Below are 26,446 nucleotides of genomic sequence, written 5' to 3'. Positions count from 1 at the left end.
AGAGAGTCATCGTGAGTGGAGCCACGGGCGCCGGAGCGAGTGGAACCGGCCAATCCGCCGGTACAGACGGTGTCCGTGGCTCCGCCACTGATTCTCAAGACTCGCATGAGTCCCGTGGATCCCAGGGGGGAACCGTGACCGATACCCGAGGGCCGCAGTCGGCTCAGTCAGCGCAGTACGGCGGGTCCTACGAAGGCGGCGCCCAAGGGTCCCAGGGGGCTACAGGCGCACTGCCCGGAGAGCGGCAGCCCCAGCAGCAGGAGAGCGGGGCGTACCACCCGCCGCAGGCCTATCAGCAGGGGCCCCAGACGGGTTCCGTGCGCAGGCCGCGGACCGGGGCACGCACGACGCCTCGTACGCGCAAGGCGCGGCTGCGGGTGGCCAAGGCCGACCCGTGGTCGGTGATGAAGGTCAGCTTCCTGCTCTCCATCGCCCTCGGCATCTGCACGATCGTCGCGGCTTCCGTGCTGTGGATGGTCATGGACGCCATGGGTGTCTTCTCGACGGTGGGCGGCACGATCTCGGAGGCGACGGGCTCGAACGAGTCCAACGGATTCGACCTGCAGTCCTTCCTGTCGCTGCCGCGCGTCCTGATGTTCACGACGATCATCGCGGTCATCGACGTGGTCCTCGCCACGGCGCTCGCCACGCTCGGCGCCTTCATCTACAACCTCTCCGCGGCCTTCGTGGGCGGCGTGGAGCTGACGCTGGCCGAGGACGAGTAGTACTTACTCCTGCTCGCCTCCGCTCTTTCTTCCGCTCTTCCTCGCTTCCGCTCTCCTCGCTTCCTTAGGTCTACGTAGTCCAGGGTCCCGCCCGTAGGGGGTGGGGCCCTGTTCTGCTTTCCCGGCCCCCTCTCTGCTTTCCCGTCCCCCTCCCACGGCCGCATGTTCCCGGCCGATCCGGTCCCGCAGGGCCCGTCCGGCGCCCGCGGGGGTATCGATTTTGGGACTGGCCCGCACGTGCGCTAATCTTCAGAGGTCAGCGCGCGGGACATACCGCAGCGCGGCGGGGCTATAGCTCAGTTGGTTAGAGCGCATCCCTGATAAGGATGAGGCCACAGGTTCAAATCCTGTTAGCCCCACAGACACGAAGAAGACCCCCAGCCCGTATCGGCTGGGGGTCTTCTTCGTGTCTGTGGGGCCCCTGGGGGACGGTGGCCGAGTCGGCCGGGGGCCGTGACTACGGCTCCGCGGCGAGCCCGCCCGGATGGGCCTCGGCCTCGACGGCCGTCTCCGTGTCGTCAGTGGGGAGATGGCGGCAGCTGGGGGATGATCCGTGTGCCTCCGCGCGGATGCGCTGCTTCATCGTGGGCGGCAAGGACCGTTCGTACGCCGCTGCCCAGTAGGCCGCCAGTGGTGCCGTCATGGTCGGCGCGCTCTTGCATGTTTCCGTGGCCTGCTGCACCGGCGTGGCCGCCGCTGCCGTCGTGGTGAATCCAAGCGTGGCGAAGAGTGCGAGGAAGGCGGTGATGAGCGTGGTCCACAGCTTCATGGCCTTGGTGCCGGTCATGGCGTCTCACTTTCGGGTTGGGCGATTTGCGTACTTTCCTCATGATGTGTATGTGGGGCCGAGAGTGGGGGACCGACGCTCGTGGCGCGTCGATGTTCAGATGAACACCACCCGGATGGCCGTAAAAGGCGCCTGAGGGGCCTGGGAGGGGGCCAGGTGAGGTCAGGAGCGGTCAAACTCCCGGCGGGCCGTGAGGCGCCAAAGGGGCGGCGATGCCCGATTCGACTGCTGTGTTCGGGGCGGGAGTTGGCGTGGATCCAGGTCACCGATCGGTATCGGTCGGTGTGTATAGTCGGGCGCCAAGAGGTCCCTTACGTCAAGAAAGACGAGGTCGCGCGGTGAAGAAGCTTCTCCTGGTCGCACTGGCCGCCATCGGCGGGCTCCTCGTGTACCGCCAGATCCAGGCGGATCGCGCCGAGCAGGATCTGTGGACGGAGGCGACTGACTCCGTGCCCACGGGTTCGTGAGTACAGACAACAGTCTCTTCACAGGGCCCCGGCCGCTTATGCGGCCGGGGCCCTGTGCTGTCCGGACGTCTCCGGACCCTGATCTTTGCGCCCGCAAGCTATTGCCTTGCGTGGGCAAAGGCTGTCGAGTATCCACACGGACATGAGCGGCCGGGACGGCTGGTTCGTCGGGGAGGGGTGCACGTGATGGGGCGGCTGCGCAGAGGCCGGGCGACGCTGGCCGCGGGAGCGGCGATGTGCGCGTTGATGGCGCTGCCGGGACAGGCCGCGGCGGCCGGTACACCGAGTCCCTACGTCTTCGCCGACCGGGCCGTACCGGTCGAAGGCGCCAAGAGCAGCATGGGCAGTGCGAAACTCACGCCCGGATCGACGTACAAGAGCTCCCTCGCGCGCGGCGACAAGCTCTACTACCAGCTTCAACTCGACGCCAGAGAGACCGCGTACGTCTCGGCCACCGCCGCCCCCGGGCTCGACGCCCATGTCGTCTACGGGGACGGCGTCAAGGTGTCCTTGCAGGATGCGAACGGCAACAACTGCAACTCCCAGGACGCGCGATTCGGTACGTCGCAGAGCCCGCGGCCCATCACCGCCTGGGCGGTACGGGAGGTGGGCCCCACCGGGAACAGGTGCAAGGCGGCCGGCACGTACTACGCGGTGGTCGAGCGGAACACCCGACCCGGATCGAGCACGGAGACGTGGGACACCGAGCTCCGGGTCGTCTCGGAGCCCGGGGTGGCCAAGGGCGCCACCACGACGCCGCCCGAGTCGTGGAACTCCGCCCCGCCCACGCCTCCCGGTGGTGAGCGCAAGGAACGCAGGGGCGGTACGGGCTTCAATGACGCCCGTGCGCTGCGGACGGGCGTCTGGGGCGACCGGATCGAGCCCGGCCAGACACTCTTCTACCGCGTGCCGGTCGACTGGGGGCAGCAGATCTCCGCCAGTGCCGAACTGGGCAGCGCGAGCGGGGGGCAGGGCGACTACGTGACGTCGGCGTTCGTCATGTCACTGTCCAATCCGGTGCGCGCTCGCATCGACGACGCCGACACGGCATACGACGGCAAACAGAGAACGACCGCGCTGGAACCGCTGGCCCCCATCGCGTACGAGAACCGTTACTCCCCGATCGACGGCGTGGCCGGAACACGGTTCGCCGGGTGGTACTACCTCTCGGTCCATCTCAATCCACAGGTCGCCCGGCAGTTCGGCGGGGGGCCGCTGGATCTGACGCTGCGGGTGAACGTCGACGGCAGCGCGAAGGCGGGGCCCTCGTACGTGGGGACGGCGCGGCCCGCCGATCAGTTCAGCGTCACCGGTCAGGACAAGGACGCCGCGGCACGGGGCGAGACGGCTGCCGGGGACAGCGGTGGGGACGGCGGGGGGAGCGGCAGTGGCAACGGGGATGTCATGAGGGTGGTCGCCGCCGGTGGGATCGGGGCTGGAACCTTGCTGCTCGCGGTCCTGGGCGTGTGGACGCTGATCGGGCGGCGACGGGCTGCGGGTCAGGTCTGACTCGGGTCTGGCCTTGGTCTGGCCCTGAACTGGCCCTGAACTGGCCCTGATCTGGCCCTGGTCTGACTCAGACCTGGGTGAGGGCCCAGAAGCCCAGCGTGAAGCACGCCAGCGCGGCCAGCAGCATCGGGATCGCCACTTTCGGGGGCGGTCCCGGTCGTTTCTTCTGCCGATGTTGAACAGGCCGACTCTGGAGCGGGGCCTGCGGGGCCTGCGGGGCCTGCGGGGCCTGCGGGGAGTGGGCGGTGTACGGGTAAGTAGGGGTGAATACCCGGTGCACTGGTGAAGTCACGGAGTGTGATGACTCGTGAGTGGGTAGATACGTGGGGGACTGCGCCGCTGCCTGAACCGGGATCGGTGTCGGGATGTGGTGGGGGGAGGGGACATGCGGGGACTGAGCGGGGAGCGGGGGTGGCGTCGTCGGCTCCTGCGGCGGAGGCGGTGGCGGCGGTGGCGGCGGTGTGGGCTGGGGATGGGGCTGGGACTGGGACTGGGGTTGAGGCTGTACGTGCTGTACCGGCTGGCCCGATTGCGGTGTGCCCTGCGGCTGCTGAGCCGGCGGGAAGCTTCCCGTCTGTGGGGCGGCCAGGGGCGGCGGTGGAACCGAAGGGGGAGCGAAGGCCGGCTGCCGCGGGGTCGCGAGAGGGCCGTGGGGGCCGAACCCAGCGGGAAGCGGACCCAGTTGGTCGAAGATCTCGACTACCTCGTCGTCGGGCCCCGGCTCGGGAAGCAGCTCGACGGCCGACGTCAACGCCTTGCGCGCACCCGTGGCGGTGCGGAACCGCGCGTGCGGATCCGGCTGGAGAAGCGTGGAGACGACCTGCCACAGAGGCTCAGGCACGCCCTGTGGCGCCCCAGGCGTGCCGTGCGCGGCGAAATACTCGATCAAGGCCTTGGCGTCCGGCTTGGCGCCCTCCAGCAGATACAGGGCCACCAGGCCGACGGCGAAGAGGTCGGCGGTGAAGTCCGGCTCGGCGCCCATCATTTGCTCGGGCGCGAAGTAGCCGGGCGTCCCCACCACATGGTTCGTCTCGGTCAGCCGCGGCTCGCCCAGCCGCATCGAGATGCCGAAGTCGGAGAGCCGCAGATGCGGACGCGCGATGCCGGTGGCCTCGAGCAGGATGTTGGCGGGCTTGATGTCACGGTGCACGACCCCCTCGGCGTGCACCGCCGCGAGGCCGGAGAGCAGCTGGTCCAGGAGCGTGCAGACCAGGCGGGGCGGCAGCGGGCCGTAGTCCCCGATCACATGAGCCAGCGAGCCGCCGGCGACCAGGGCCATGGTGAACAGGACCTTGTCGTCGTCGGCGGCCCAACTGGCGGGCGCGAGCACATGAGGGTGGTCGATCCGGAGCGCCTGCTCCCGTACGAAGCGCAACAGGGCGTGCGCGTCGCTCTGTTGCAGGACCTTGGCGGCCACATACCGGCGCCGCCGGTGGTCCCAGGCGCGCCAGACCGCTCCGACTCCCCCGCGTCCGACCGGGTCGACGAGTTCGTAGCGGCCGGCGAATATCTCACCCATGGTCGCGCATTGCTCCCCCTCCGGGCCGCCCGGTGGCCCGGCCGACGGCTCAGTTCTGGTGCGCCTCGTAGTGGGCGACCGCGTCCGCGGTGCGTCCGGCGCCGTAGACCCGGAGGAACTCTGCCAGTTCCGGATGGGTCGGGGCGAGGGAGTCCGCGGCATCTATGATGTCGCCCGCCGCCGCGACGGAGCGCAGCAGTGACTGGATCTCGCGCACCACACGCTTCACCGTGGGCGCACCCGAACTCGTCGTCGACTGCGAGGTGTTCGTCAGGACGGAGCCGCCCTGGGACTTCTTGATCTCGTCCATGCGGTCGGTGGCCTCGGCGGCGCTCACACTGCCGTCGGCGACCTGGCCCGCCAGCTCCTGAAGGAGCTGGACGCGCTGGACGACCGCGGGGTTTCCGATCTTCGCGCGCTGCCCGCTCATCAGCTGGGACAGCATGGGCGCGGACAGACCGAGGACGCCGGCTAGGCGTGCCTGGTTGAGGCCCAGATCATCGATGAGACGACGGAAGAGCGCCCCCAGCGGCTCCCCGTACCAGTTCCGCTGGAGCTCTCGTGCTCTCGCGGTGGTCTCTTGTTGTGCGGCGTCCATTGCGTCTCCCCATCGCTTCCCCAAAAACCGTGGTTCGCTGCCGCGAACCACGCCGAGCATCTTACGGAGCGTGGTCGTTCACCGGGACCCCCAATCCTTTTGCGAGATCTGGGGGGTGACCCGGTACTCTGGTCTGCGTTGCCCACCGGAGCGAGGTTCTTCCGGCTGGGTGCACCGTTTTCGGGGCCTTAGCTCAGTTGGTAGAGCGCTGCCTTTGCAAGGCAGATGTCAGGAGTTCGAATCTCCTAGGCTCCACAACAGTAGAGGTCCCCTGACCTGCGGAAACGCAGGTCAGGGGACCTCTCTGTATTTATAACGTCAGCACCGTGTCAGCACCGATCTGATTTACGGTGCCTCGCATGGCGTACATCAAGAAACGGGACAAGCGCGACGGAACGGCCAGCTTCACGGTGATGTGGAGGGCTGGCGGAGCCCGTGGCGGCAAGCAGGAGTCCGAGGTTTTCGAGGACGAGACAGCCGCCGAGCGCTTCCGTGATCTGGTGAACGGACACGGTCAACAGTGGCCTCCGGGCTGGACCCGAGGTCACGGTTTTGTTGCGGACCGGCGGCGGGCGGACACCATGTTCGAGCCCTTCGCGCTCGCCTATGTTGACCGCCTCACCGGTATCCAGGGCGACACGCGGAGCAAGTACAAGAAGGAGATCAGGGAGAACATGGCTCCCTGGTTCGGCCCGTACTCCGTGGAGGACGGCGAGGGCAGCATTGTCCGGACGATGGTCCAGGACTGGGTCAACGACCTCGAAGCCGGACGCCTCGCCCCGCTCGACCCGCGTGATCGGAAGGCCCGGACTGCCTACGCGCCGAAGACCGTCCAGAACAAGCACGGTCTCCTCAGCGCGATCATGCAGTCCGCTGTCGATGCAGAACCGTCACTGCGGGCGTCCAACCCGTGCGCGAAGACCCGTCTGCCCCGGCTCGACGGAGCCGAGGACGAAGAGGAGATGGTCTTCCTCGAACGCGAGGAATGGGCCTGGATCTACGAGTGCCTTCGCGACGACGCCAAGGATCTTGGCGAGACCATCGCGGAGACCGGCTTCCGGTGGGGCGAGGCCACCGCGCTTCAGCCGCGAGACCTCCGGCGTCGCAACGGGCGCCCGGCTATCCGCGTACAGAGGGCCTGGAAGAAGGACGAGGACGGTAAATCCATCCTCGGCCCCCCGAAGACCCGGAAGTCGCGCCGCACCGTCGTCATCACGCACAAGCTCGACCGGATGCTTCGTCGCCGCGCGAAGGGCCTGGCTCCCAACGATCTGATCTTCACCGGCCCCGAAGGTGGCAAGTGGGACCCCGGTACCTTCCGGCGTCTGCGCTGGATACCCGCGATCGAGTTGGCCGCAGAGAAGTACGGCCTGATCAAGCGACCGCGCATCCATGACCTCCGCCACTCCCACGCATCATGGCTGATCGCAGCGAAGGTGCCGCTGCCGGCCATCCAGGGACGACTTGGCCACGAGTCCATCACCACGACCGTGGACCGCTACGGCCACCTCCTGGACGCCTTGGACGACGAGGTCATGGCCGCCATCGAGTGGGCTATGGATCCGACGGCCCCGCTTCCCGGCTTCCTGGAGCGCTCCGGCCTGGCCGCCGCTACGGACGGACTCCCCCACGTTCCTCGCCAGCTCTCCGGACTGGCCCAGGAAACGTGGAAGGACGCCAGCGACATGCCGCAGGACGATGAAGAGCACGAGAACGACTCGGTCTTTGTCGTCACGCTGGGGGGCCGGGAGGTGCCGTTCGCGGACCGCGAGCACGCACAGGACGTCGCCGACCAGTGGAACGACGACCACGAGGAAGAGATCGCGACTATGCGGGCAGACGGTTGGCCAGAGGAGAAGATCGCCCGTCGCGGAGCCCTCGGCCCAGAGGAACGCGAGCGATGGACCGGAGGCGGCTCCGTCTGGTCCCGGGTGCCGGAGCGGCAGTTCGTCCACTACGCCTTGGCCTCGTACGAGGCCGACGGCACCCTGACGTACGAGCCGCTTCCGGTGAGTAGTCGGTGGACGTGGGAGTTCGAGTACGTCGGCTTCACCACGCGGGCTGCAGAGTTCCGGACCGAGTTCCGCCCCCACGGCACCACAGAGGCGCACGCTCGGGGAATCAACAAGTCGGCCGTCGTCCGGGCCTTCGAGGAGGCCCGAATGGAGGCTCTGGAGGTGTGCGCCAAGCATCCGGATACCGACCTCACGAGCACCGAGGCGTGATGTGCCAGGTCCGGCCCGCCACTCGAAGGAGTCTGCCCTTCACGTGACTTCGGCCCGCTCCCCGACGGGGAGCGGGCCGAACTCGTACGTGCTTCGCAGCGGGGGAATCGATAGCGGGCTCAGCCCACGACCTCCGAAATCGGGTAGCAGACCGTCTGCCACCGGTCGGGTACGTCGGTCCGCGACCAGCCGTTGACGGTGTCAGGCTTTGCCCGCTCGGCGGGGTCGATGATGAACCCGTTCTCGATCAGACGATGGCCGAACGACGCGGGGGTGAAGCCCGAGTTCACCGTCCCCAGATCACGGGCGACGAGTTGCCGCACAGGGTTGGGGTCCTTGACACGAACCTCCCGTTCCTCGGAGGCAAGCGGTGCCACGATCAGGTGCCAGCGCCCGTTCAGCACGTATACGAGGGCGCGGTGTGGTCCAGCGGGTGTCACGTTCCCTCCAGAGGTGGATCGGTCGGTGGTGGTCAGTCGTCACCAGAGGCTGAGGGGGCGGCCCACCGCAATCGCCGAACGGATGCGTGCTGCGATCTCCGCCTCGGACTCCCCGCCGTTCCGGCCGGCCCGGATAGCGGCGCCTATGGCGCGGGAGCGTCCGGCCGGGCCGCGAAGGTCTGCGAGGGGGCTACCCGGGTCCCTGCGGCGGGCCAGCCATTCGGCCCGGTTCTCCGCCGCTGTCCCCAGTCGCAGGTGCGTCGGCTGTTGGCAGGAGTGGTTATCGCAGGTATGGCAGACGGTCGGGCTGTCGGTACCCCATCCGAGCCGAGGGATGACACCGTGCGCGAGCTGGTACCCGTAGAGGTGGCCCGGCACCGTGCCGCGTCGCGTCCTGCCCGGCCGCGACGCCGCCCTGAAGCTGGCGTGGCCGGTGCTGGAGATCCCACCGAAGAAGAACCAGCAGTCCTCGGTTGACCCTGTTCGGTAGACCTTTGCCCAGTACCGGGCTTGAACAGACTCGTTGGCCAGCCAGGCCGACCACTCAACAGCTGGTATGCGCACGGGCGTTGGCTCGCCGATGAGGGCAAGTTGCTCATCAACGTGAACAGGCCCGGACTCGTTCACCGCCGCGAGCGGGAAGAGCCAGGGCCCGAGGTCGTTCTCAGGCGGCATCAGCCCGGCTGCCGTCCGCTATGACGTCCGGGGCCGGGATGTCCGAGGCTGAGGAAGCCGCTTCCGCCGCATCGGCCCGAGGCTTCCGGGCCCGGGTGGGCCGAGGGCGCTCGGCGCGGGCCCGCAGCGATTCGATGATCTCCTTCGCACGAGCGGCGGTAACAGGCTTCGCCTCTCTTTCCAGCTCCTCCGCTGGCACACCCAGCAGTTCCGAGACCAACTCGGCGTCGTTGTCGAACAGCCGCAGAACTACAGCAGCAGCTTCCCGCGCATTGACGTCAGCCTCCTCCTTCGCCTTGGCCGCCTTCACCGCAGCCTCACGCGCGGTCAACGCGTTCGCAGCAGCCATCTCCCGCGTCTTCACCTTCAGCGCTTCAGCAGCGCGAACCCGCCGCCGCAGCTCCGACGCGCTCACCGGTCCTGCCGAATTGGTGCTCACCCGTGCCCCCAGTTCTGCTCGAAATCACTGCTCATCGCGCGCACCGTAGACACAGGTCCGCGGACATCTCGAACCAGGGTCCGGCGATCTCGGCGGCGCCAGCAGGAGATGTCTGGACGCGTGAGGCAGCTATGCCTCCTTGGCCCAAGGCCCTCCTTGTGTGACTAAGCGCTTCAGTCGGCCAGTTGAGTCGACGGCGGTTGCCGATGCCTGAGCACATCGGTGCACAAGCTCAGGAGTTGGCGGGAGAGAGTCTGGCCCTCTGGGCTGTCGGCTACGCGGTGCGGTTCCAAGATCGCGGCGCACCTCACCAACACGGCCGCCCACCGGCAATCTGTGCCTGCGGGCGCCACATCGGGACCAACCGTGCGCAGACCCTCGCGAATCGCGAGGGTCACCGCACTGAAGGACTCCTCAAGGGCCTTGGCGGAAGGCTGCCCGACGGCTCCCACGATGTGTTCGGCGAGGGACCGTTCTCGATCAGCCGACAGCCACGCCCCGGTCACGAGCTCCCCGTGCAGGGTTGTCATCTGGCCCGTCAACTCGTCGATCTGCATGTCGTGACCCTACGACCAGGGCGGATGCCGTGGCAGGGGGAAGCTGATGCTCAACTGGCCAGTTCGGACGCTCACTGGCCAACGGAGCACTCCGTCACACCTTGCGCGCCAGGTGGGCAGTCTGGTGTTTGCGAGTTAATTCGAACATGCGCTCTAATTGGGGTATGGATCGAACCGACTTCCCCTCGGACCTCATGGAGGCCCAAACGGCCTGGTACGCCACATACGAGCAGCTCGCCCTCGCAGCGGCGGACGGGACAGCCGCGCACCGGAGGCGGCTGCTGAACCTCTCCCGGCTGATCGCCGCCCACCCCTATTGGGAAACCGCAGCAGGAACGCCAGCGGCCCGGGTCGCACTCAAGGAACTCGCCCGCGCGAAGGCGCGTTCGTGAGCCTCACCGAGCGCCAGGTCCGGATCGTGCGCAGCGCACGGGAATGGGTCGCCGAGTACGGCGAGGCTCCCTCACTTCGGGAACTCGCAGAGGCAGCGGGCCTCTCTTCGCCCTCATCGGCCCACTACCAGGTGATGCGCATGCGTGAGCGGGGAGTAGTCGTAGAGACACGAGGACGCCGCAGCGGACGATGCCCGAACTGCGGCCACTGACCTCGTCGTCGCCGGTAGGTGCAGGGCAGATACGAGCGCGCCGGTAAGACGGTCTGAACGGCCTCGGCATAGCAGGGCGAACTCGACAGTCCTGCGGTTCACGGAACTGGTGGCGCCACCGCGGAAGACTGCCTAGAGCGTCATATCCGGCCGAGCCATCGAAGCGCGATGAGGAAACACAGAGGGGGACACCGACGCTCAGTCGGTGCCGACGTCAGCGATTCTGTGCCTCCGGCGGGTCCTCCTCGGAGGGGGTGGGGGCTGGTCGGTCGGGTGCGGGAGCGTTGTGGTGCGGGTGGTGAAGGCGGGGTTCCCTCCTCGGCCGGACACCCCAAGGGGCGTACCAGGAACCCGGGCACGGCGTCCAGGCCAAGCCGCTACGCGGTCGCTACGCGAGCCAGGACACCGCGCCCGGAACCCTGATACGGCGGAGCTGTCCGACCGAGGAGGGAACCCCGCCCAGGCCCGTTGTGGCCGGGCCCGGCCGGGCGGGTGCGGGTCGCGGATCGTGCGAAAAGGGCAGGTCAGAGCCCATATCTGGGTTGCCCCAACCCCTGGAACGTGGTTTAATTAGTGATGTCGGAAGGGGAGGGCAACCCCCGACCGGCGAACGGCAGGCCGACCGGCCGCCGACAACCTCTCTCACCAGGAGAACGAACGTGAGCACCACGAAGGCCCCCGGAAAGCTCGACACCATCCGCGCCCTGCTCGCCACGGCGGAGGACCCCCGTACGCCGGAGTCGGAGGCGGAGCTGGCCCGGAAGCGGGCGTTCGAAATGATGGCTAAGTACGGCGTCGAAGAGGCCATGCTGAGCGATGGGCAGCCGTCGCGGGACGCGGTCACCGCGAAGTACGTCGACCTCCCCAACCCGTGGTCCATGTCCCGCGTCCGCCTCATCTGCTTCATCGCTCAGAACGTCGGCTGCAAAGCAGTGCACATGGGCGTCCGGGGCAGTGTGCGCCGTGTTCACGTCGTTGGCCACGAGTCCGACATCCAGCGTGCCGAGGTCCTTTACGCCTCTCTCCTGATCCAGATGCTCGGCGGGCTCAACGCGCAGGTCGTCCCCTACGGCGTCCGTAGTGCGCGAGCCTGGCGCAACTCGTGGACCGTCGGATTCATCGAGCGCGTCATAGAACGGCTCAAGGCGATCGAGCAGGCAGCCCGCGCCGCCGCCAGCGGGGAAACGTCGGCCACGGGCCGCAGCGGTGAGCTCGTGCTGGCCGACCGCGACGCGCTGGTGGAGGCCCTCTACCGCGAGGAGCACCCGCACATCCGGCAAACGCGCGGCTCGTACAGCGGCAGCGGATACGGCGACGGAGCCGCCGCAGGCAACCGCGCCGACATCGGAGGCACCCGCCGCATTGGTGCCCAGACTGCCGGAGCGCTCGCAGTCTGACCGTCCGTCCCGGCCGGGGCGGCAGCTCGCCGCCCCGGCCCCCGCTCGAAGCGCCGAGGAGCCACGCATGTACATGGAATGGGCCCGATTCCACAAGACCGACGAGAACGGCCGCCACTACTTCCAGACCTACGGCTTCCCCTACACGTGGGCCGCCGCGACGCCCAAGGAACCCGGCACCGGCCGGATCAGCGAAGCCGCCGCCCTTGCCTACTCGATCATCTCCATGTCCGGGTGGCAGTGGCAGACGTCGTGTCACTGCGTCGAGTGCACCATCACGGCCAAGTCCGCCCAGTACGCCGCCAGTTGAACGTCACCGACTACCGCCAGGAGGACACGATGCCGTCCCGGAAGCCGCACGCCACTCCCGCCCGCATCCTCACCGCCGCCGCCGACCACATCGAGCGCGTAGGGCTCTACCAGGGTGACCACCTCTGGCAGCCCGGCCGGATGGGCGACACCGCCCCGTGCACCGTGCTGCACGCATGGGAACGCGGCGTGCGCTCCGTCCGGCCCCGCTGGTCCGTACGCGGTGAACCGTGGGACACCTTCCAACGCGCCCTGTTCGACTCCCTTGTGGTGCTCACCAACCACGCCAACGGCCGCCCCGTGCCCGGCGTCCGGTGGCGAAAGCTGCGGCTCACGGAGGACGCCTACCGGCGCACCCTCCTTTGGTGCTGGGGGGACGAGCCCGAGCGCACCACCGCCGAGGCCGCCGCCATGATCCGTGCCGCCGCAGCCCTGTACCCGAGTGACGGCGGTCACAGTATTTCTGGTTGCCCCACGAACAAGAACATGGTTTAATTAATGGTGCCGGAAGGGGGAGGGCAACCCCCCGACCGACACCCCACCGGGCCGCGCGGCCCGACGAACTCTCACCAGGAAGAAGAAGGACTGATGACGAACACCAAGACCCAGGCCGGCGTCCAGACCGTGCCTTCCCCGTGGCCGACCCTCACCGTCGCCGAGCTGGCCGAGCACCCCGGCAACGTCCGCGACATCGAGGCCCCGGCCGATCTGCTGGCCGACGTGAAGGACAACGGCGTCGTGGAGCCGCTGTACGTCGTGCGGACCAACGGCGACGTGCCGCAGGTCATCGACGGGTTCCAGCGGCTGGCCGCCGCCGTCGCCGCAGGGCTGGAGACCGTTCCGGTAACTCCGCACCCCGTGATCCGGATCGACGCGCTCACCCCGCACCCGAAGAACGCCCGCGAAGACCTGGACCTGAACGCGCCGTTCGTGGAATCGCTCCGTACCGAGGGGTGCCGTATCCCCGTCAAGATCCAGCGACTCGACGGCGGAGTCCTCCAGGTCAACGACGGAAACCGCCGCTACCACGCCGCGACGGACGCGGGCCTCACCCACCTCCCGTACGAGTGGGAGGACGACGACCGCGACGCGGCGGGCCAGTTCCTCGACATGATCACGACCGCTCAGCACCGAAAAAGCCTCAGCCCCTCAGAGATGAACCAGGCCATGTTCAGCGCCGCCGAAGCGGGCGCGCAGGTGGGCCGCATCGCCAAGGCCGCAGGCGTGCGGCAGAAGGACGTCAAGACGCTGGTCAAGGTTCGGTCCGACGAGAAGCTGTCGGCCGCCGTCAGCGGCGCGAGCAGCTACGAGTGGACGTTCGAGCACCTGGCCGCGCTGTCGGAGTTCGCGGACGACGCCGAAGCACTCGCCGCGATCACCGAGGCAGCCGCCGACGACGACGCCGACGAGGGAGACGTTGACTGGGTCATCGCCGTCGAGCGGACCAAGCGCGACAAGCGGACCAAGGCCGAGGCCCACCGCGCCGAGCTGGAGGCGGTCGGGCAGAAGATCAGGGATGCCGAGGAGCTGTCCGAGCGCGCCATGCCCGTATGGCGACTGCGCGGCATCAGCACCGAGGAGCACGCCGAGTGCAAGGGCCTGGTGTGGGTGTTCGATGAGCGGCGGGCAGACCGGTACGAGCCCTACTGCTCCGCCCCCGGCCTGTACGGGCACACGGTGCCCGAGGGCAGCGGCGGCAGCGGCGGCACGAAGACCGCCGCCGAGGTGGAGGCCGAGCGCGCCGCCCGCGCCGCCGTCAAGAAGGGCAACATCGACTGGGATGCGGCCGAGGCGCTGCGCCGAAAGTGGATCACTGACCTGATCAAGCGGCGCAACCTCCCGAAGGCCACCACCAACACCCTGATCGGGCACGTGAACAATGCGCTGTTGAACGGCAGTTGGGGTCTTGACGAGCTGATCAAGGAGCCGACGACCGAGATCCTGGCCGCCTTCCTGGGGCTGAGTACCGAGCAGGCCAAGGACCGGGGCAGCTTCGCCGGGCACGTCGCCAAGGACCCCCGCAGGGCCCCGCAACTCCAGTTCGCTGCCATCGCCGCCGTACGGGAGAAGTGCGCGAACCGGTCCGCGTGGAGGACGGACAGCCAGCACGCGCCGTGGACCCGGAAGCCCACCGGCCGCTGGTTCCAGGTGCTCGCGTCCCTCGGGTACCCGCTTACGCCCATTGAGCAGTCGGTCGTGGACGAGGAGCCCTACGACCCGTCGAAGAAGAAGCCCCGCGCGATCACGTCGGGCGGTGAACCGGAGGCCGAGCAGGAGCCCGGCACCGACGAGGAGAGGGGTGAGCCGGAGGCCGAGGAGGCCGAAGACCCGGCCAGCGACAGCGACGACGAAGCCGCCGCCTAACCACCTCGCCGCCCGACGCCGGGGGCGGGAACCCTCCCGCCCCCGGCCACCCCAGGAGCCCCCAGTGACCCGTACAGCTCTGCCCCAGACCCACGCCGACGACCACGGTTGCGGATGCGTTCCCGCCCCCGCCGAGCCCGACCCCGGCACCACCGCCGACATCATGCAGGCCCGCGCCATCGCGTCCGGACTCGCAGAGTTCGGCATCGGGCCCCGCCGCTGGTCGGCCGCCTACGACCACCAGGCCGCCGCCGTCGTCCTGCGCGTGGACACCCCGCGCGGACTGTACGCGCTCGCCATCCCGGCCCCCGGCCAGCCGTTCCCCGTCCGCCACCGGGGCGAGCGCATCGGAGCGCTGGACTGCCGCCGCACGTACGGCACGGCCGACAGCTACACCGCTGCCCTGTTCGCCGCGTTCCTGCGGGACCGCGCCGCACTCGACATCCCAGGCCGGGATGCTTGCCCCATACCTCAAAACATGGTTTAATTAATGGTGTTGGAGGGGGAGGGCAACCCCCCTCCAACACGACGGGCCGCCAGCCGGCCCGAGACCGGCCGTACGCGGAGGGCAACCCGCCCGGCCGGGCCCGCAATTCCTCTCTCACCAGCAGGAGCACCCACGATGACCAGCGCAGCCATGCGGTTTTCCATCCCCGCGACCGCCCAGTCCCGTGTCCGTCAGCTTGTCGAGGCCACCAACACGCGGGCCGCCGTCCACCACCTCAGCGCGTACGCGCTCGACATCTCCGAGCCGTTCCTTGCCGACTACCGCGACCTTGACGGCCGCGTGATCGGCAAGCGTCCCACCGTCACCGTGACGATCTCCGGCGACATCCCCCGTCACCACGGCTGGACCGTCATCGCCCGCCTGGACCACGACGAGGAGGGCGAGACGATCACCAGCCTGTTCCCTGGCCTGCCCGAGCAGGACGCCGAGGCCGCCCGCCAGTACCGCGCCATCGAGAACTTCTGCCACGGGTGCGCCGTCGCCCGACACCGCACCGCCACCTACCTTGCCCGCCACGAGAACGGCGAGATGCGGCAGTTGGGCACGACGTGCGTCGAGCCGTACACCGGTCTGCCGATCAAGGGGCTGGAGGCCCTGTGGCGGTTCGGCACACTGAAGGACTCCGATTGGGACGGCGAGGAGGGCGGCATCCCGGCCGATCTCCGTGTCCCGGTGATCGAGGTCCTGCGGGTGACCGCCGCCATCGTGAAGACCGAAGGTCGGTTTTACAGCCGGTCCGAGCAGTGGAAGAACACGATGCCGACCGCCGACGGCGTCGAAGCGTACTTCTTCGACCGCAAGGCCCCGCAGGAGTGGAAGGACGGCATCGACGCCGACCCCGACGCGCCGACGACCGCCGCCGCCGTCCGGGCGTGGGCCGTCCAGGGATACGGCAGCCTCTCCGACTACCGCCACAAGGTGGGCCAGTTGGCGAAGGGTGAGACCGTCGACCCGCGCCACCTGCCGACGCTGGTGTCCGCCATCGCGGGTTGGTACCGCGACCAGGAGAAGGAGGCCACCGAGCGGGCCGCCCAGAACTCCCGGCCGCAGGGCACCGTGGGCGAGCGGATCACCACCGCCGCCACCGTCACCACCGTGATCGAGCTGGAGGGCCGGACGTACGGCTACCACACCCAGCGCCGCCGACTGGTGAAGTTCCAGGACCCGAGCGGCAACGTGTTCGTCTGGTTCAGCTCCGCCGCCGACGTCCCCGACCAGGGCGACGAGGTCGAGCTGACCGGCACGGTCAAGGACCACTCCATCTACGGCGAGACCGCACAGACCGTGCTCACCCGGTGCCGCGTCTCCGCCCGCGAACCGGTCGCCGCATAGCAGCAGCCCCGGCCGGGCGAGAGCCACCGCCCGGCCGGACCCGGCCGCCCGGCCGTGGGGTGGGCGGCATCGAGCCGCCCACCCCACGCAGCGCCCACCACCCGGCGGGCCGCCCACGTCGGCGGCCGACGCCGATCACCGGCCCCCGTACGAAGGACGTCCCTCCGGGACGGCTCAGCCCGGCCCGGCTCGCAGCCGGCCGGAACGTCCGGGCCGCGGGCGGCCCTCCCGCCCCGTCCGGACGCCGGGCCAACGGGCGTGCCCTTCGGGCACGACGGCACTGTCCATCGCGCTCCGCGCGAAACGGGCGGTACCACCCCGACGGCGATACGGCACGCCGCCGACCGCACCACCGAAATCCCGAGGAACACCCCCATGCCTGAGAACGCACCCGCCGCACCGCATCAGGTTGCCCACCCCGGAGACCCGTCTCCGCAGACCTGTATCCAGGTCGCCCGGCAGGCCGCGATCCGCGCCCTCACCGCAGCCGACGACGCCATGACCGCCATATGCCGCAGCCGATCCGGTGCCGCCGCCCGCCTGGAGGCGGCCATGCACGCGGCCCACAAGGAAGCCGTCGAAGCCGAGAAATGGGCCGACCGCGCCGAGCAGAACGCCGCCGACCCCACCATGCCGAGCAGCGCCCCCTTGTACTGCGCCCGTGCGGCTGTCGACCACGCTGTTCGGGCTCAGTCGGCCGCCGGAGCCGAGACGACGGCCGAGGACCTGCGGGCCGAGCTGGAGCGCAAGCTGACGGCGGCCGAGTACGCCGAGCGGGAGACCGAACGTCGTCGGGAAGAGGCCGAGCGGGAGGCCGAGGAACGCGCGGTCACTGGCATGGACGCGGACAACCGGGACCAGGTGGTGAGGAACCGGTATCTCGCCGAAGGACACGTGGCCGAACTCGGTTGGACGGCGGGGCACGTCCGTGTGTTGGAGGCCGCCGAGTCCGGGCGCCTGTACTGGCGGGACAGGCGGGCCCGGCAGGCAGCCCGGCGCGGTGTGTGGACCGGTGGTCGGCGGATCAGCCGCGACCGGACCGAAGCCCTGTTCGCCGCGCGGTTCCTCGTCGCCGTCCGCCAGGACGACGGCACCCGCGTACTGACCCCCAGTCCGATGGGTCAAGTCGCCCTTGAACTGGCCCGGCTCCACCCCGCCGGACTCCACGACAGCGACCAGGCCGCCTACGAGGCACGATTCGTCCGGGTCCGGCGACGCCACAAGCGCCGCGACGACCAGAAAGCCGCCGCCCGCGTACTGCCTCCACTCGATTCCAGCGCCCGGAACCTGTACCGGAAGCCGGTCACCCTCACCGAACAGCAGGCCCGCGCCGAGCGCGACGCCGCAAACCGGTGGGAGGACGAGGGCGGCTACTGCCCCGGCGCGCACACTCCGCACCCCGCGGTGGACTCCGTCGTGAGCCCGCCCGTCCGGATCATCCTGCCCCTCCACCGGCACACCGCAGTGCAACCCGCCCTGTGGTGACGGTGCCGCATCCGACAGGCCGCACGACCAACCACAATCCGGCGAACAGCTTCGTTGGGTGCCGGCCAGGGCGAAAGGCTGCCTCCGGCGGGTCCTCCTCGGAGGGGGTGGGGGCTGGTCGGTCGGGTGCGGGAGCGTTGTGGTGCGGGTGGTGAAGGCGGGGTTCCCTCCTCGGCCGGACACCCCAAGGGGCGTACCAGGAACCCGGGCACGGCGTCCAGGCCAAGCCGCTACGCGGTCGCTACGCGAGCCAGGACACCGCGCCCGGAACCCTGATACGGCGGAGCTGTCCGACCGAGGAGGGAACCCCGCCCAGGCCCGTTGTGGCCGGGCCCGGCCGGGCGGGTGCGGGTCGCGGATCGTGCGAAAAGGGCAGGTCAGAGCCCATATCTGGGTTGCCCCAACCCCTGGAACGTGGTTTAATTAGTGATGTCGGAAGGGGAGGGCAACCCCCGACCGGCGAACGGCAGGCCGACCGGCCGCCGACAACCTCTCTCACCAGGAGACAAGCGATGAACACGCCTCTGACCGTCGCCGAGCTGGCCCACCCGATCGCCCTCGAACTCGGCGGGAACTGGCGACCGCAGCCCGCGCGCCACGGCGTCCAGGAGCTGGACCACGCCGCCACCTTCACTCACCTGGACGGCCGACAGCTTCACCTCTCCGAGCGGTTCGACGACCCCGGCCACCTGCACATCCGAGGCGCATTCCCCGCCACCGACTACCCGTTCCGCAGGGGTGAGCGCGACACCGTCCGAGTCGCCATGACCGAGGACCCGGCAGACATCGCGGCCCGGATTGCCGCCGACCTCATCCCTACGCACCGTGACGTTCACGAGCGGGTGACCGATCACAACCGCGCACAGGCCGAGACGCGGCGGGATGTCGAGGAGGCGGCACGCGATCTCTCCGCCCGCCTCCCCGGAGCCCGGACCCGAGTCGATGGCACATCCGCTTTCGTTTACATGGACCTTGAACCGGGAGAGGTCCGTATCGGACTCGACGGCGACGCGGTGAGCCTCGTACTCAACGACGTGCCCCGGATTATCGCCGACGCCGTCGTGTTCGCGGTGAGTCGTTTTCTTCCCAGCGTCCAGACTCCCGAAGACGAGTACGGCGAATACGTCGACGGATACGCCCTCTAATTACCAATGTTTCAGGGCGGCGCGCTTCCGTAGCGCGCCGCCCCGGTCAGAAAGGCCCCGCGATGAGCGCCGATATATTCATCATCGAACCGCAGTGGATCGTGCAGGCCCCCCACCTTCGGTGCACCCTCAAACGCGCCCTTGCGCTCCAGTCCGCACACAATGTGTGGTCCGGTGCCGAGCACATCAACAACGCCGTGGCGATGGCCTACGGCGATCAACTCCCGGATTCCGGCCGTTGGGAACTGACCCGCTCCCAACTACGCACACTCAAAATCGCCATTGAATGGCGCAGGGCCACGCGTGAGGCCAGCAACAAGAAGACCGCCCCCGATATCCTCGACCGCTGGACGCGAATAGAGGACGAGGTCATAGCCGCATACCGCGCCGTGAGCAACGAAGCAGGCTTGTACTGGATTTAAGGGTTGCCGATCACCCTAGAACATGGTTTAATTAATGGTGTCGGAAGGGGGAGGGCAACCCCCCGACCGGCACCCCCGAGGGTCAGCCGGCCCCGAACGTATCTCTCACCAGGAGGACCGCGACATGCCCCGTAAGCCGAAGATGACCGACGAAGAGCGCCGGGCCTACTCCGCCAAGATGCGCGGTGAACTCGAAGCCGTCATGGATCGTGCGTACGGCGCGATGGTCGCCCGCGAAGACTTCTGGGCCGCCGTCATGCGCACGGCCGCGAACCTCACCCACACGGACCGCGACGACCGCAGCCCCACCAACTGCATCGCCGTAGCCGCCCAGCACCCCAACGCCACCCACATACTCAGCTCCGGTGACTGGCGAAAGCTCGGCCGCTTTCCGGCCAAGGGCTCTACCTCTCTCCGCATCTGGACGCCGATCAAGCGGCGGCCCGATGGGGGGCAGGAGGCCAAGGCCGCAGCCACCGACGGCGTACAGCGAGAGGCCGCCGACGAGACCGCCGGGGGTGAGGCGCGCAAGGTGTCCGGCTTCAAGGCCGGGCCGGTTTTCGACATCAGCCAGACTGACGGCGACGCCTACGAGCCGCCCGCCGCCGCCCCGCTCGCCGCCGAGGCCATCCGCGATGTCCTGGTGAACCAGTACCGCGAGCAGTACCACGAGGACCCCGAGCAGGCCGGGGGGTTCGAGTTCGCCCAGGAAGCCCCCGACAACGCCGTTCGCATCCTCCTGTACGGCCATGCATGGCGACGCATCACCGAGGCGGACGCGCCCCTTCCTGGTCAGCACGCCGCTGAAGTCGCCTCAGCCGCGCACGTGGCTGCGCTCATCCTCGGAATCACTCCCGGCCCTGCCGTCATGCCGCCGCTCGCGGGCATCATCACCCACGACAAGAAGCCCCCGGTTCACGAGTCCGCAGTACGGGCCATCGAGACCGGCCGCGCCATCGCCCGCGCCGTCAGGGCCGCCGCCGAACATCGCCGCGAACTCGCCGTGACCGGTTGACCCGAACCCAAGAACATGGTTTAATTAATGGTGTCGGAAGGGGGAGGGCAACCCCCCGACCGACACCCCCGCCGGGGCCCACCGGCCCCGGCGGAACCTCTCACCAGACAGGACACGACATGCTCTCCACCCGCCAGGCCCCCACCGCCCAGGAGTTCCCCACCGCGACGCTCGTGATCGGCGGCCCCTGGTCCCGGGGCCACCAGCTCGACCCCCGCCCGGCCGTCGTCGTCGGCCCGTTCGGCGGGCCGGAGTTCGCGGGCGAAGCAAACATGGTGGTGGTCTGGTTCTTCACCCTCGGTGCCCCGGAGCCGGGGGACAGCGTCCAGGCGATGTTCCCGCACGAGCTGACGCCGCTTGACGACTCCCTCACCACGATGAACCCGGACGTCTTCCGCGACATCGTGTGCGGTCTGCGCCGGGGCCGGTTCGCCTACGACGACGGGGACGCACTCCGCGCCGCCGTCCGCCAGGCATGGCGCGAGCGGGCCGGACTTGCCGACGCCGACCTGGCCGCGCGGCACACGCTCCACCGCAGCTGACCTACAGGCCCCGCCGGTCCGGGGGAGGGCAACACCTCCGGACCGGCAGGCCCCCAGCACTCCAGCGGACACCCCTTCGGGGCGGCAGGACAGGTCCGGTGCGTTCACCGCCGCCGGCCGACTCCGCCGCAGGCGGCTCCGCCGACCGACGACGGGCACCGGACCGCAGCGGACGCGCCCCGCGGGGGCGCGACAGCCCCTGTCGTCGCGCAGGCGCGACGACCCGCGAGCCGATCGTCCCTCACGGCCCGCGCCGGTGGTGCAGCGCCGCTGCCAACGCAAGGTCCGCCCTGCGGACGGACCACAAACTCTCACCAGAGAAGACCAGTTCAGTGACTATCAAGATCACCCATACCCGCCGAGAAGGAACCCTGATCGAGGGTACGAGCCGGAACGATGGCTCGAAGGAAATTCTCCGGACTCGCCACTACGCATCCGGCTACACCACGCTCGCCAAGTGGTCGCGCGACCTCGGGTGCTGGTACCTCCCCTACAGCCGCGACAAGCGCACCTCCCCGCCGATGCTGGAAGCCCTCGCCGAGCGTCTCCGCGCGGAGGAGTTCGAGGTCACCGTCACCATCGACGAGACCGACCGCCGTTCGTTCGCCGAGGCCGAGCAAGACCGCGTCGAGCGGGCCGAGGGCCGCGCTGCAAGGTTCGGCGGATACGCCGACACCGCCGCCCGGAACTCCGAGGCCGCGTGGAAGTCGAGCCACGAAATATCCGAGCGGTTCGCTTTCGGTCAGCCCATCCTCATCGGCCACCACTCCGAGGGCCGCGCCCGCCGTGATCACGCGCGGATGGACAACGCGATGCGCAAGAGCATCAGCGAGCACGACCGCGCCGAGCACTGGAGCGGCCGGGCGCAGGCCGCTAGCCATTACGAGCGGTTCCGCAAAGACCCTGGCCGCACGCTGCGTCGACTCGACACGCTGCGGGCCGACCTCCGCGCCGTCGAGAAGTGGCAGGCGAGCAAGTCAGCCAAGGGCTACTCCCGCAACCCCGACGACCCCGAGCTGACGATCCGGCACCAAGAGCTGACCGAGGAAATCGAGCACTGGCAGCAGGTCATCAAGGACGCCGAAGCCAACGGCTTCAAGGTCTGGTCGAAAACGGACTTCACCCGCGGAGACTTCGTTCTCTACCGCGGCACCTGGTACGAGGTCCTGCGCGTCAACCCGAAGTCCGTGACCATCCCGCACATCCACAACGGCACCGGCCAGCACATCGTCCGCGCGACGGACAACCGGCGCGACGGCTGGACCTGGACCGCCCCCTACGACGACGTATCCGGGCGCAAGAGCGCCGACGAGATGCAGCAGCCACCCCAGGCCGAGGCCGCCGAAGACCAGAAGCAGGCCGAGCAGTCCCCGCCGGTCGAAGATCTGGCACCGGCGGCCGAGATACACCACTCCAGTCCGTGGCACGCGGAAGGGCGTCGCTGGGCTCACTGCCACCACGCCACCGAAGAAGGGCCGACCCCCGCGTCGGCCCCCGCCACAGGGGAGGACCGACAGGAGGGCATGGTGCTGGTGCTCATCACCTCAAAGAACTCCCACCGCTCCCGCAAGCGCGCTCTGTGGGCGATGACCCGTCGCGAGGCACAGGCCGTGTGCGGCGACTCCCGCACCTCCGGCCGCTCCTACATGCTCACCTGGACCGACCGGCCCGGCACCGAGGGCGCCGACTGGGAATGGGTGGCGGACAACGGCAGCCACGCCCCGGTCCTCGCCGAGCTGAGCATCACTCCGCGCCGTGAGTGGGCCGCCGCCCCGCAGGCCCCGGCCGCCGAGGCCGCGTAACCACGCCCCCGTCCGCCCCAGCGGCCGAGCGCGCCGGGGCGGGCCCCTCTCTCACCAGAACGGGCACCACCATGACCACGCAACTCCTCGAACGACCCGCGACCATCACCGTCCCCGACGCAGGCAGGCTCATCGTCCCCGCGGCCGAGAGCAGCGCCACCGTCCCGACGTACCGCGTCGGCACCCCCGACATCCAGTGCCGATACCCCGTGATCGTCGGCGAAGACCAGGTCATCGGCCGCGCCTTCCGGTGGCACCGTGACTGGCTCGTCCTCACCACCGCAGGCGAACGCAACCTCCGCCGCCCGCCCAAGGGAAAGCCCGGCACCGAGATGGCCGCCGCCCATCTCGCCGAGGAGTACGCCGCCGGTCGGATCGGGGCGGTCCCTCTGGAACAGGTCCTCGCCGAGGCCCCCGCGCCGCTGGTCGGGCCGGTGCCCCTCCTGCACCCGCGGATGCCGGTCAACGACCGCAACACCGAGGGCGCCGAGATCGCGTTCGCGGGACTCGCGGCCCACCACTGGCGGGCAGTCCTCACCGGGTTCCCTGGCAGCGATAACCACTGGTTCCTCACCTGTGAATTGTGCAACTGGCAAGGGCCGAAGTTCTGGAGCCACTTGCGCGGGCGCAACGGAGAGCCGCCGAGCGCACGCCGCCACAAGGGCGGGTGCATCGGAGAGGAAAAGGTCCGCCGACTGATCCCCGCCTACCACTAGCAGCCCATACGGGGGTGGCGACGGCAGCCCGCCGCCCCCGCTCTCCCGAGGACAGCACCGTGCCGACCCGCCACACCCCTGAAAGCATCGTCATCGCGGACACCCCGGGCGCGATCCTGGAATGGGCCGCCCGCCACATCGAACACGTCGGCATCCACCAGGGCCCGCGCCTGTTCGCCGGTCCCGGCCGCACCGCCACGTTGCCGTGCTGGCCGCGCGGCGCCCTTCAAGTCGCCGCCGGCCACGGGCGGGGAGCCGCCGGCCGGACGTACGACTGGAACCGCATCGACCGCGCCCGCGACCAGGCGTTCGCCATCCTCGCGGAAACCCTCGCCGGGCACCCCGTCAATGCGGACGACCCCGCCGCCGCCAAGGCCCTGCACCGCCAGGCCATCGACCGGTGGAGCGCCGAGCCCGGACGTACCGCCGCCGACGCCGCCCGCGCGTTCCGCACCGCCACCGCCCGCGCCGAACACGCCCTGCTCTGACCCTCGCCGCCCGCCAGCATCCCGAGTCATCGAAGGCCCACACGATGGACGAGACGACAGAAGACCGCAGCACCACCAGGACGCCGAGCCGCCGAGGAGCCGCCACCCCCAGCCGGGACGGCGTCCACCGGCTCAGCGTCCCCCTCCACCCCCGGCTCAGCGCGACCGAGCTGATCCGCGTACTCCTCGCGGCCCCCGGGGAAACCGACCTCTCCGCCCTCGACCCCGTACAGGTCCGGTCCCTCATCGCCGACGTGCTCACCCAACACGGCTATGACGTGCTCGACCGGTCGCCGTACTACCCGGAGCTCGACCGCCACCAGGACGCCCGCCGCGCCGTGCGCCGCGCGTACGGGCCCCGGTTCCTCGACGCCCCCGACGAACAGGCCGTGCTCGCTGACCCACTCCGCGAAGTACTCGCCGCCGGAAGCAGGACGCCGTGACCAGCACCGTCGCCGAGCCGACCGGAGCACGCACACGGCAGACGTACCACTGGCGAGTGCGCAACGGACGCACACGCCACCGACCCGAGAGCGCGGCCCGGCGTGGCACATCCAGCCCGGACACCCCGGCGGCGCGTACAGCGATCTCGGCCACGAACTGGACCCGCCCGCACACCACACCCCGACCCTGCTCTCCCGCAGCCGGCCGACCGGCCGCCGGGGGGACGAGCACGAGTTCCGCGGCGGGTGTCTCGCGTGCGAATGGGAAGGCGCCGTGCGCTCCGGCGACGGGTTCGGGCACGGCGACAACGATGCGGTGGAGGACGCGCACGACCACGCGTTCCCTGGCTGGAGGACGCTGCCGCCGATCACCACGGTCGAGGACCGGTCGGCCGTCCCGCGGAGCCGGAGCCGCTGGACTCAACTCACCGCCCAGTACCTGGCGGGGTGGGTGGACCAGGGCGCCCCCGTCGTGACCTGGCGTCGGTACCGCCGCGAAGCGCACGCTCCCGCGCACGCGGGACGCCCCCGCTATGAACTCCGCGTCCCCCGGCCACCGATCGACCGGGGCCGACACCCCGCAGATCAGGGAGCCCTCTTTTGATGACCGCCGTCGTCTGGATCAGGGCCCCACCCCGCTCAACCCAAAGGTGGTTTAATTACCCCGCCGTCAGCGGAGCGGGCAACCTCCGACCGGCCACGCGTCCCACAGGGCGCACGCACACCAGACAACAGACGACGGCCAGCGCACAAGGGCAACAAGGCGCTGGCCGTCAGTGTTCTCTCACCAGAAAGAACCCCACCATGCTATGTGACCGACACCCCGACTGCCCCCAGCCCGGCGACATCGCCCAGCTCGCCAGGGGTAACAGCATCGGCGCCGATCCCGCCGACAGCTTCGTCATCGTCGAGGACTTCCCTCCGACCGGCCGGCACCTCGTGCTCAACCTCCCGTGCCACCACCCCGGCCGCGCCGACTGGGCCGCCGCCGTCCCCCTGGCCGACATCGCCCAGCTCACCCGGCTCGAACCGGCGGGCAGCCGTACGTGGGCGCCGGCCCCAGACCCGGACGACATCCAGTGACCGCGCCGAGCGGTCACGACCCCGACCAAGAACAGGAGGCGACCGTGCCCCGCAAGACCGGCCGCACGCTCTACTCACGCGCGGACCTGCGCAAGGTCCACGGCATCAGCGAGCCCACCCTTCAGAACCTCTGGACCGACCGGGAGAACAACGGGCACCCGCCCGTCGCGGACACCATCGACGGCGTCATGCACTGGGACGGCGACGCATGGGTGACGTGGCACCACGAGCTTCAGCGGCAGCGCGCCGCCGCCAGCACCACCAACCCGCCGAAGCTCGACGGCGACCCCGAAGAGATGGTCGGCCCCGCCGAAGCGGCGAAGGTCTGCGGGTTCGCCGACTCCACCACCGTCTCCCACTACGTCAAGAACCCGCCCGAGGGGTGGCCCGAGCCCGACGACTGGGACGAGCTTCCGACCCGGCGGCGCCCGAAATGGAAGCGCTGGAGGCTGTGGCAGTACCTCGCGGACCGCAAGGGCCGCGGCCACGCCGGCGGACGGCCCACCGGCCGCCGCGGACTGGCCTACCCCTACCAGGGAGACGAGCGGCTGACCCTCGCCCGGCAGGCCATCGAGGCGAACCCCGGCGCGAAGAACGCCGACCTGATCCCCCAGCTCCAGGGCCAGACGGAGAAGACCTACTCCCGTCCCACCTGGAACCTCATCCTCAAGTCCGCCCGCGAGCACCCCGAGGAGTGACCCGTGCCCGACGCCCGCTGTCCGCGCTGCGGCGGCCCGCTTGGTGAACGACCCGCACGTTCCCGGCTGACCGTTGACCGCGAGGTCTTCATCTGCACCCCGTGCGGCACGGACGAGGCTGTCCGCGCAGCCAATCATCAGTCACCGCTGCC

At 69.6% G+C, this 26,446-nt stretch carries 30 protein-coding genes and 2 tRNA genes; 26 read left to right on the top strand and 6 right to left on the bottom strand.

Features of this window, described 5'->3' with window-relative positions:
• The first annotated feature begins 11 nt into the window (after positions 1–11).
• Both ACFVXC_RS08215 and ACFVXC_RS08210 read left to right on the top strand, forming a co-directional pair.
• The gene (locus tag ACFVXC_RS08215) at positions 12–725 is read left to right on the top strand and encodes a DUF3566 domain-containing protein (protein WP_389902723.1); all 714 of its coding nucleotides are present in this window, start codon (positions 12–14) and stop codon (positions 723–725) included.
• Positions 726–1,010: 285 nt separating this feature from the next.
• A tRNA-Ile gene (locus ACFVXC_RS08210) sits at positions 1,011–1,084 on the top strand.
• A gap of 98 nt (positions 1,085–1,182) precedes the next feature.
• Here the strand turns inward: ACFVXC_RS08210 and ACFVXC_RS08205 are convergent.
• A complete protein-coding gene (locus ACFVXC_RS08205) occupies positions 1,183–1,512 on the bottom strand; it encodes a DUF6344 domain-containing protein (RefSeq protein ID WP_389902720.1) in 330 nt (109 codons plus the stop codon).
• A gap of 338 nt (positions 1,513–1,850) precedes the next feature.
• Between ACFVXC_RS08205 and ACFVXC_RS08200 the strand changes: the two genes are divergently transcribed.
• Positions 1,851–1,979: a DLW-39 family protein gene (locus ACFVXC_RS08200; protein WP_003999697.1), complete on the top strand. Its 129-nt coding sequence runs from the start codon at positions 1,851–1,853 to the stop codon at positions 1,977–1,979.
• Positions 1,980–2,165: 186 nt separating this feature from the next.
• On the top strand, positions 2,166–3,488 hold the full coding sequence (locus ACFVXC_RS08195; protein WP_389903029.1) for a hypothetical protein: 1,323 nt from the start codon (positions 2,166–2,168) through the stop codon (positions 3,486–3,488).
• 67 nt (positions 3,489–3,555) lie between these two features.
• Here the strand turns inward: ACFVXC_RS08195 and ACFVXC_RS08190 are convergent, their stop codons facing one another.
• Together ACFVXC_RS08190 and ACFVXC_RS08185 are read right to left on the bottom strand one after the other, a co-directional pair.
• Positions 3,556–5,007: a serine/threonine-protein kinase gene (locus ACFVXC_RS08190; protein ID WP_389902717.1), complete on the bottom strand. Its 1,452-nt coding sequence runs from the start codon at positions 5,005–5,007 to the stop codon at positions 3,556–3,558.
• 49 nt (positions 5,008–5,056) lie between these two features.
• Entirely contained in the window at positions 5,057–5,605 is a 549-nt protein-coding gene (locus tag ACFVXC_RS08185; protein ID WP_160506124.1) for a DNA-binding protein, read from the bottom strand.
• 182 nt (positions 5,606–5,787) lie between these two features.
• On the opposite strand from ACFVXC_RS08185, the gene ACFVXC_RS08180 reads away from it, so the two are divergent.
• Together ACFVXC_RS08180 and ACFVXC_RS08175 are read left to right on the top strand one after the other, a co-directional pair.
• Positions 5,788–5,860 (top strand) — tRNA-Ala (locus ACFVXC_RS08180).
• 104 nt (positions 5,861–5,964) lie between these two features.
• Positions 5,965–7,830, top strand: a complete 1,866-nt coding sequence (locus ACFVXC_RS08175; RefSeq protein ID WP_389902714.1) for a tyrosine-type recombinase/integrase — start codon at positions 5,965–5,967, stop codon at positions 7,828–7,830.
• A 119-nt stretch (positions 7,831–7,949) separates the two neighbouring features.
• Here the strand turns inward: ACFVXC_RS08175 and ACFVXC_RS08170 are convergent, their stop codons facing one another.
• From ACFVXC_RS08170 to ACFVXC_RS08160, 3 genes are all read right to left on the bottom strand, one after another.
• On the bottom strand, positions 7,950–8,270 hold the full coding sequence (locus ACFVXC_RS08170; protein ID WP_389902713.1) for a hypothetical protein: 321 nt from the start codon (positions 8,268–8,270) through the stop codon (positions 7,950–7,952).
• A 664-nt stretch (positions 8,271–8,934) separates the two neighbouring features.
• Positions 8,935–9,384, bottom strand: a complete 450-nt coding sequence (locus tag ACFVXC_RS08165) for a hypothetical protein (RefSeq protein ID WP_389902710.1) — start codon at positions 9,382–9,384, stop codon at positions 8,935–8,937.
• 173 nt (positions 9,385–9,557) lie between these two features.
• Positions 9,558–9,941: a hypothetical protein gene (locus tag ACFVXC_RS08160; protein WP_389902708.1), complete on the bottom strand. Its 384-nt coding sequence runs from the start codon at positions 9,939–9,941 to the stop codon at positions 9,558–9,560.
• A gap of 164 nt (positions 9,942–10,105) precedes the next feature.
• On the opposite strand from ACFVXC_RS08160, the gene ACFVXC_RS08155 reads away from it, so the two are divergent.
• The 20 genes from ACFVXC_RS08155 to ACFVXC_RS08060 all read left to right on the top strand — a co-directional run bounded on the left by ACFVXC_RS08155 (position 10,106) and on the right by ACFVXC_RS08060 (position 26,294).
• Positions 10,106–10,333, top strand: a complete 228-nt coding sequence (locus ACFVXC_RS08155; RefSeq protein ID WP_389902706.1) for a hypothetical protein — start codon at positions 10,106–10,108, stop codon at positions 10,331–10,333.
• Positions 10,330–10,545 carry a hypothetical protein gene (locus ACFVXC_RS08150; protein WP_389902703.1) on the top strand — a complete coding sequence of 72 codons (216 nt, stop codon included), beginning with the start codon at positions 10,330–10,332 and terminating at the stop codon, positions 10,543–10,545. The genes ACFVXC_RS08155 and ACFVXC_RS08150 overlap by 4 nt, the downstream gene beginning before the upstream one ends.
• Before the next feature lie 659 nt (positions 10,546–11,204).
• On the top strand, positions 11,205–11,942 hold the full coding sequence (locus tag ACFVXC_RS08145; protein ID WP_389902701.1) for a DUF2786 domain-containing protein: 738 nt from the start codon (positions 11,205–11,207) through the stop codon (positions 11,940–11,942).
• Between the two features lie 67 nt (positions 11,943–12,009).
• On the top strand, positions 12,010–12,252 hold the full coding sequence (locus tag ACFVXC_RS08140; protein ID WP_389902699.1) for a hypothetical protein: 243 nt from the start codon (positions 12,010–12,012) through the stop codon (positions 12,250–12,252).
• Positions 12,253–12,281: 29 nt separating this feature from the next.
• On the top strand, positions 12,282–12,746 hold the full coding sequence (locus tag ACFVXC_RS08135; protein WP_389902697.1) for a DUF6197 family protein: 465 nt from the start codon (positions 12,282–12,284) through the stop codon (positions 12,744–12,746).
• A gap of 93 nt (positions 12,747–12,839) precedes the next feature.
• Positions 12,840–14,615: a ParB N-terminal domain-containing protein gene (locus tag ACFVXC_RS08130; protein ID WP_389902695.1), complete on the top strand. Its 1,776-nt coding sequence runs from the start codon at positions 12,840–12,842 to the stop codon at positions 14,613–14,615.
• Positions 14,616–14,679: 64 nt separating this feature from the next.
• Positions 14,680–15,102: a hypothetical protein gene (locus ACFVXC_RS08125; RefSeq protein WP_389902693.1), complete on the top strand. Its 423-nt coding sequence runs from the start codon at positions 14,680–14,682 to the stop codon at positions 15,100–15,102.
• 135 nt (positions 15,103–15,237) lie between these two features.
• Complete coding sequence (locus ACFVXC_RS08120; protein ID WP_389902692.1) at positions 15,238–16,455, top strand: hypothetical protein; 1,218 nt, start codon at positions 15,238–15,240, stop codon at positions 16,453–16,455.
• A 375-nt stretch (positions 16,456–16,830) separates the two neighbouring features.
• Positions 16,831–17,940 (top strand): hypothetical protein, encoded by a 1,110-nt coding sequence (locus ACFVXC_RS08115; RefSeq protein ID WP_389902690.1) that lies wholly within the window; start codon positions 16,831–16,833, stop codon positions 17,938–17,940.
• 512 nt (positions 17,941–18,452) lie between these two features.
• Positions 18,453–19,085, top strand: a complete 633-nt coding sequence (locus ACFVXC_RS08110) for a hypothetical protein (RefSeq protein ID WP_389902687.1) — start codon at positions 18,453–18,455, stop codon at positions 19,083–19,085.
• A gap of 62 nt (positions 19,086–19,147) precedes the next feature.
• A complete protein-coding gene (locus ACFVXC_RS08105; protein ID WP_389902685.1) occupies positions 19,148–19,507 on the top strand; it encodes a hypothetical protein in 360 nt (119 codons plus the stop codon).
• A 124-nt stretch (positions 19,508–19,631) separates the two neighbouring features.
• Positions 19,632–20,522 (top strand): hypothetical protein, encoded by an 891-nt coding sequence (locus ACFVXC_RS08100; protein ID WP_389902683.1) that lies wholly within the window; start codon positions 19,632–19,634, stop codon positions 20,520–20,522.
• A 119-nt stretch (positions 20,523–20,641) separates the two neighbouring features.
• Positions 20,642–21,064: a DUF6409 family protein gene (locus ACFVXC_RS08095; protein WP_389902682.1), complete on the top strand. Its 423-nt coding sequence runs from the start codon at positions 20,642–20,644 to the stop codon at positions 21,062–21,064.
• A 332-nt stretch (positions 21,065–21,396) separates the two neighbouring features.
• Positions 21,397–22,866, top strand: a complete 1,470-nt coding sequence (locus tag ACFVXC_RS08090; protein ID WP_389902680.1) for a DUF3560 domain-containing protein — start codon at positions 21,397–21,399, stop codon at positions 22,864–22,866.
• Between the two features lie 71 nt (positions 22,867–22,937).
• The gene (locus tag ACFVXC_RS08085; RefSeq protein WP_389902679.1) at positions 22,938–23,582 is read left to right on the top strand and encodes a hypothetical protein; all 645 of its coding nucleotides are present in this window, start codon (positions 22,938–22,940) and stop codon (positions 23,580–23,582) included.
• Between the two features lie 14 nt (positions 23,583–23,596).
• Positions 23,597–24,070 carry a DUF6197 family protein gene (locus tag ACFVXC_RS08080; protein ID WP_389902677.1) on the top strand — a complete coding sequence of 158 codons (474 nt, stop codon included), beginning with the start codon at positions 23,597–23,599 and terminating at the stop codon, positions 24,068–24,070.
• Positions 24,071–24,114: 44 nt separating this feature from the next.
• Positions 24,115–24,513: a DUF6181 family protein gene (locus ACFVXC_RS08075; RefSeq protein WP_389902675.1), complete on the top strand. Its 399-nt coding sequence runs from the start codon at positions 24,115–24,117 to the stop codon at positions 24,511–24,513.
• Positions 24,467–25,117: a DUF6349 family protein gene (locus ACFVXC_RS08070; protein ID WP_389903027.1), complete on the top strand. Its 651-nt coding sequence runs from the start codon at positions 24,467–24,469 to the stop codon at positions 25,115–25,117. The genes ACFVXC_RS08075 and ACFVXC_RS08070 overlap by 47 nt, the downstream gene beginning before the upstream one ends.
• A 200-nt stretch (positions 25,118–25,317) precedes the next feature.
• Positions 25,318–25,596 (top strand): DUF6211 family protein, encoded by a 279-nt coding sequence (locus ACFVXC_RS08065; RefSeq protein ID WP_389902672.1) that lies wholly within the window; start codon positions 25,318–25,320, stop codon positions 25,594–25,596.
• A 44-nt stretch (positions 25,597–25,640) separates the two neighbouring features.
• On the top strand, positions 25,641–26,294 hold the full coding sequence (locus tag ACFVXC_RS08060; RefSeq protein ID WP_389902671.1) for a hypothetical protein: 654 nt from the start codon (positions 25,641–25,643) through the stop codon (positions 26,292–26,294).
• Positions 26,295–26,446: the final 152 nt, after the last annotated feature.

Source organism: Streptomyces sp. NPDC058257, assembly GCF_042881845.1.
GTDB lineage: Bacteria > Actinomycetota > Actinomycetes > Streptomycetales > Streptomycetaceae > Streptomyces.
The sequence above is the reverse complement of the archived record's forward strand: the minus strand, read 5'-3'. Positions and strand labels throughout refer to the sequence as shown.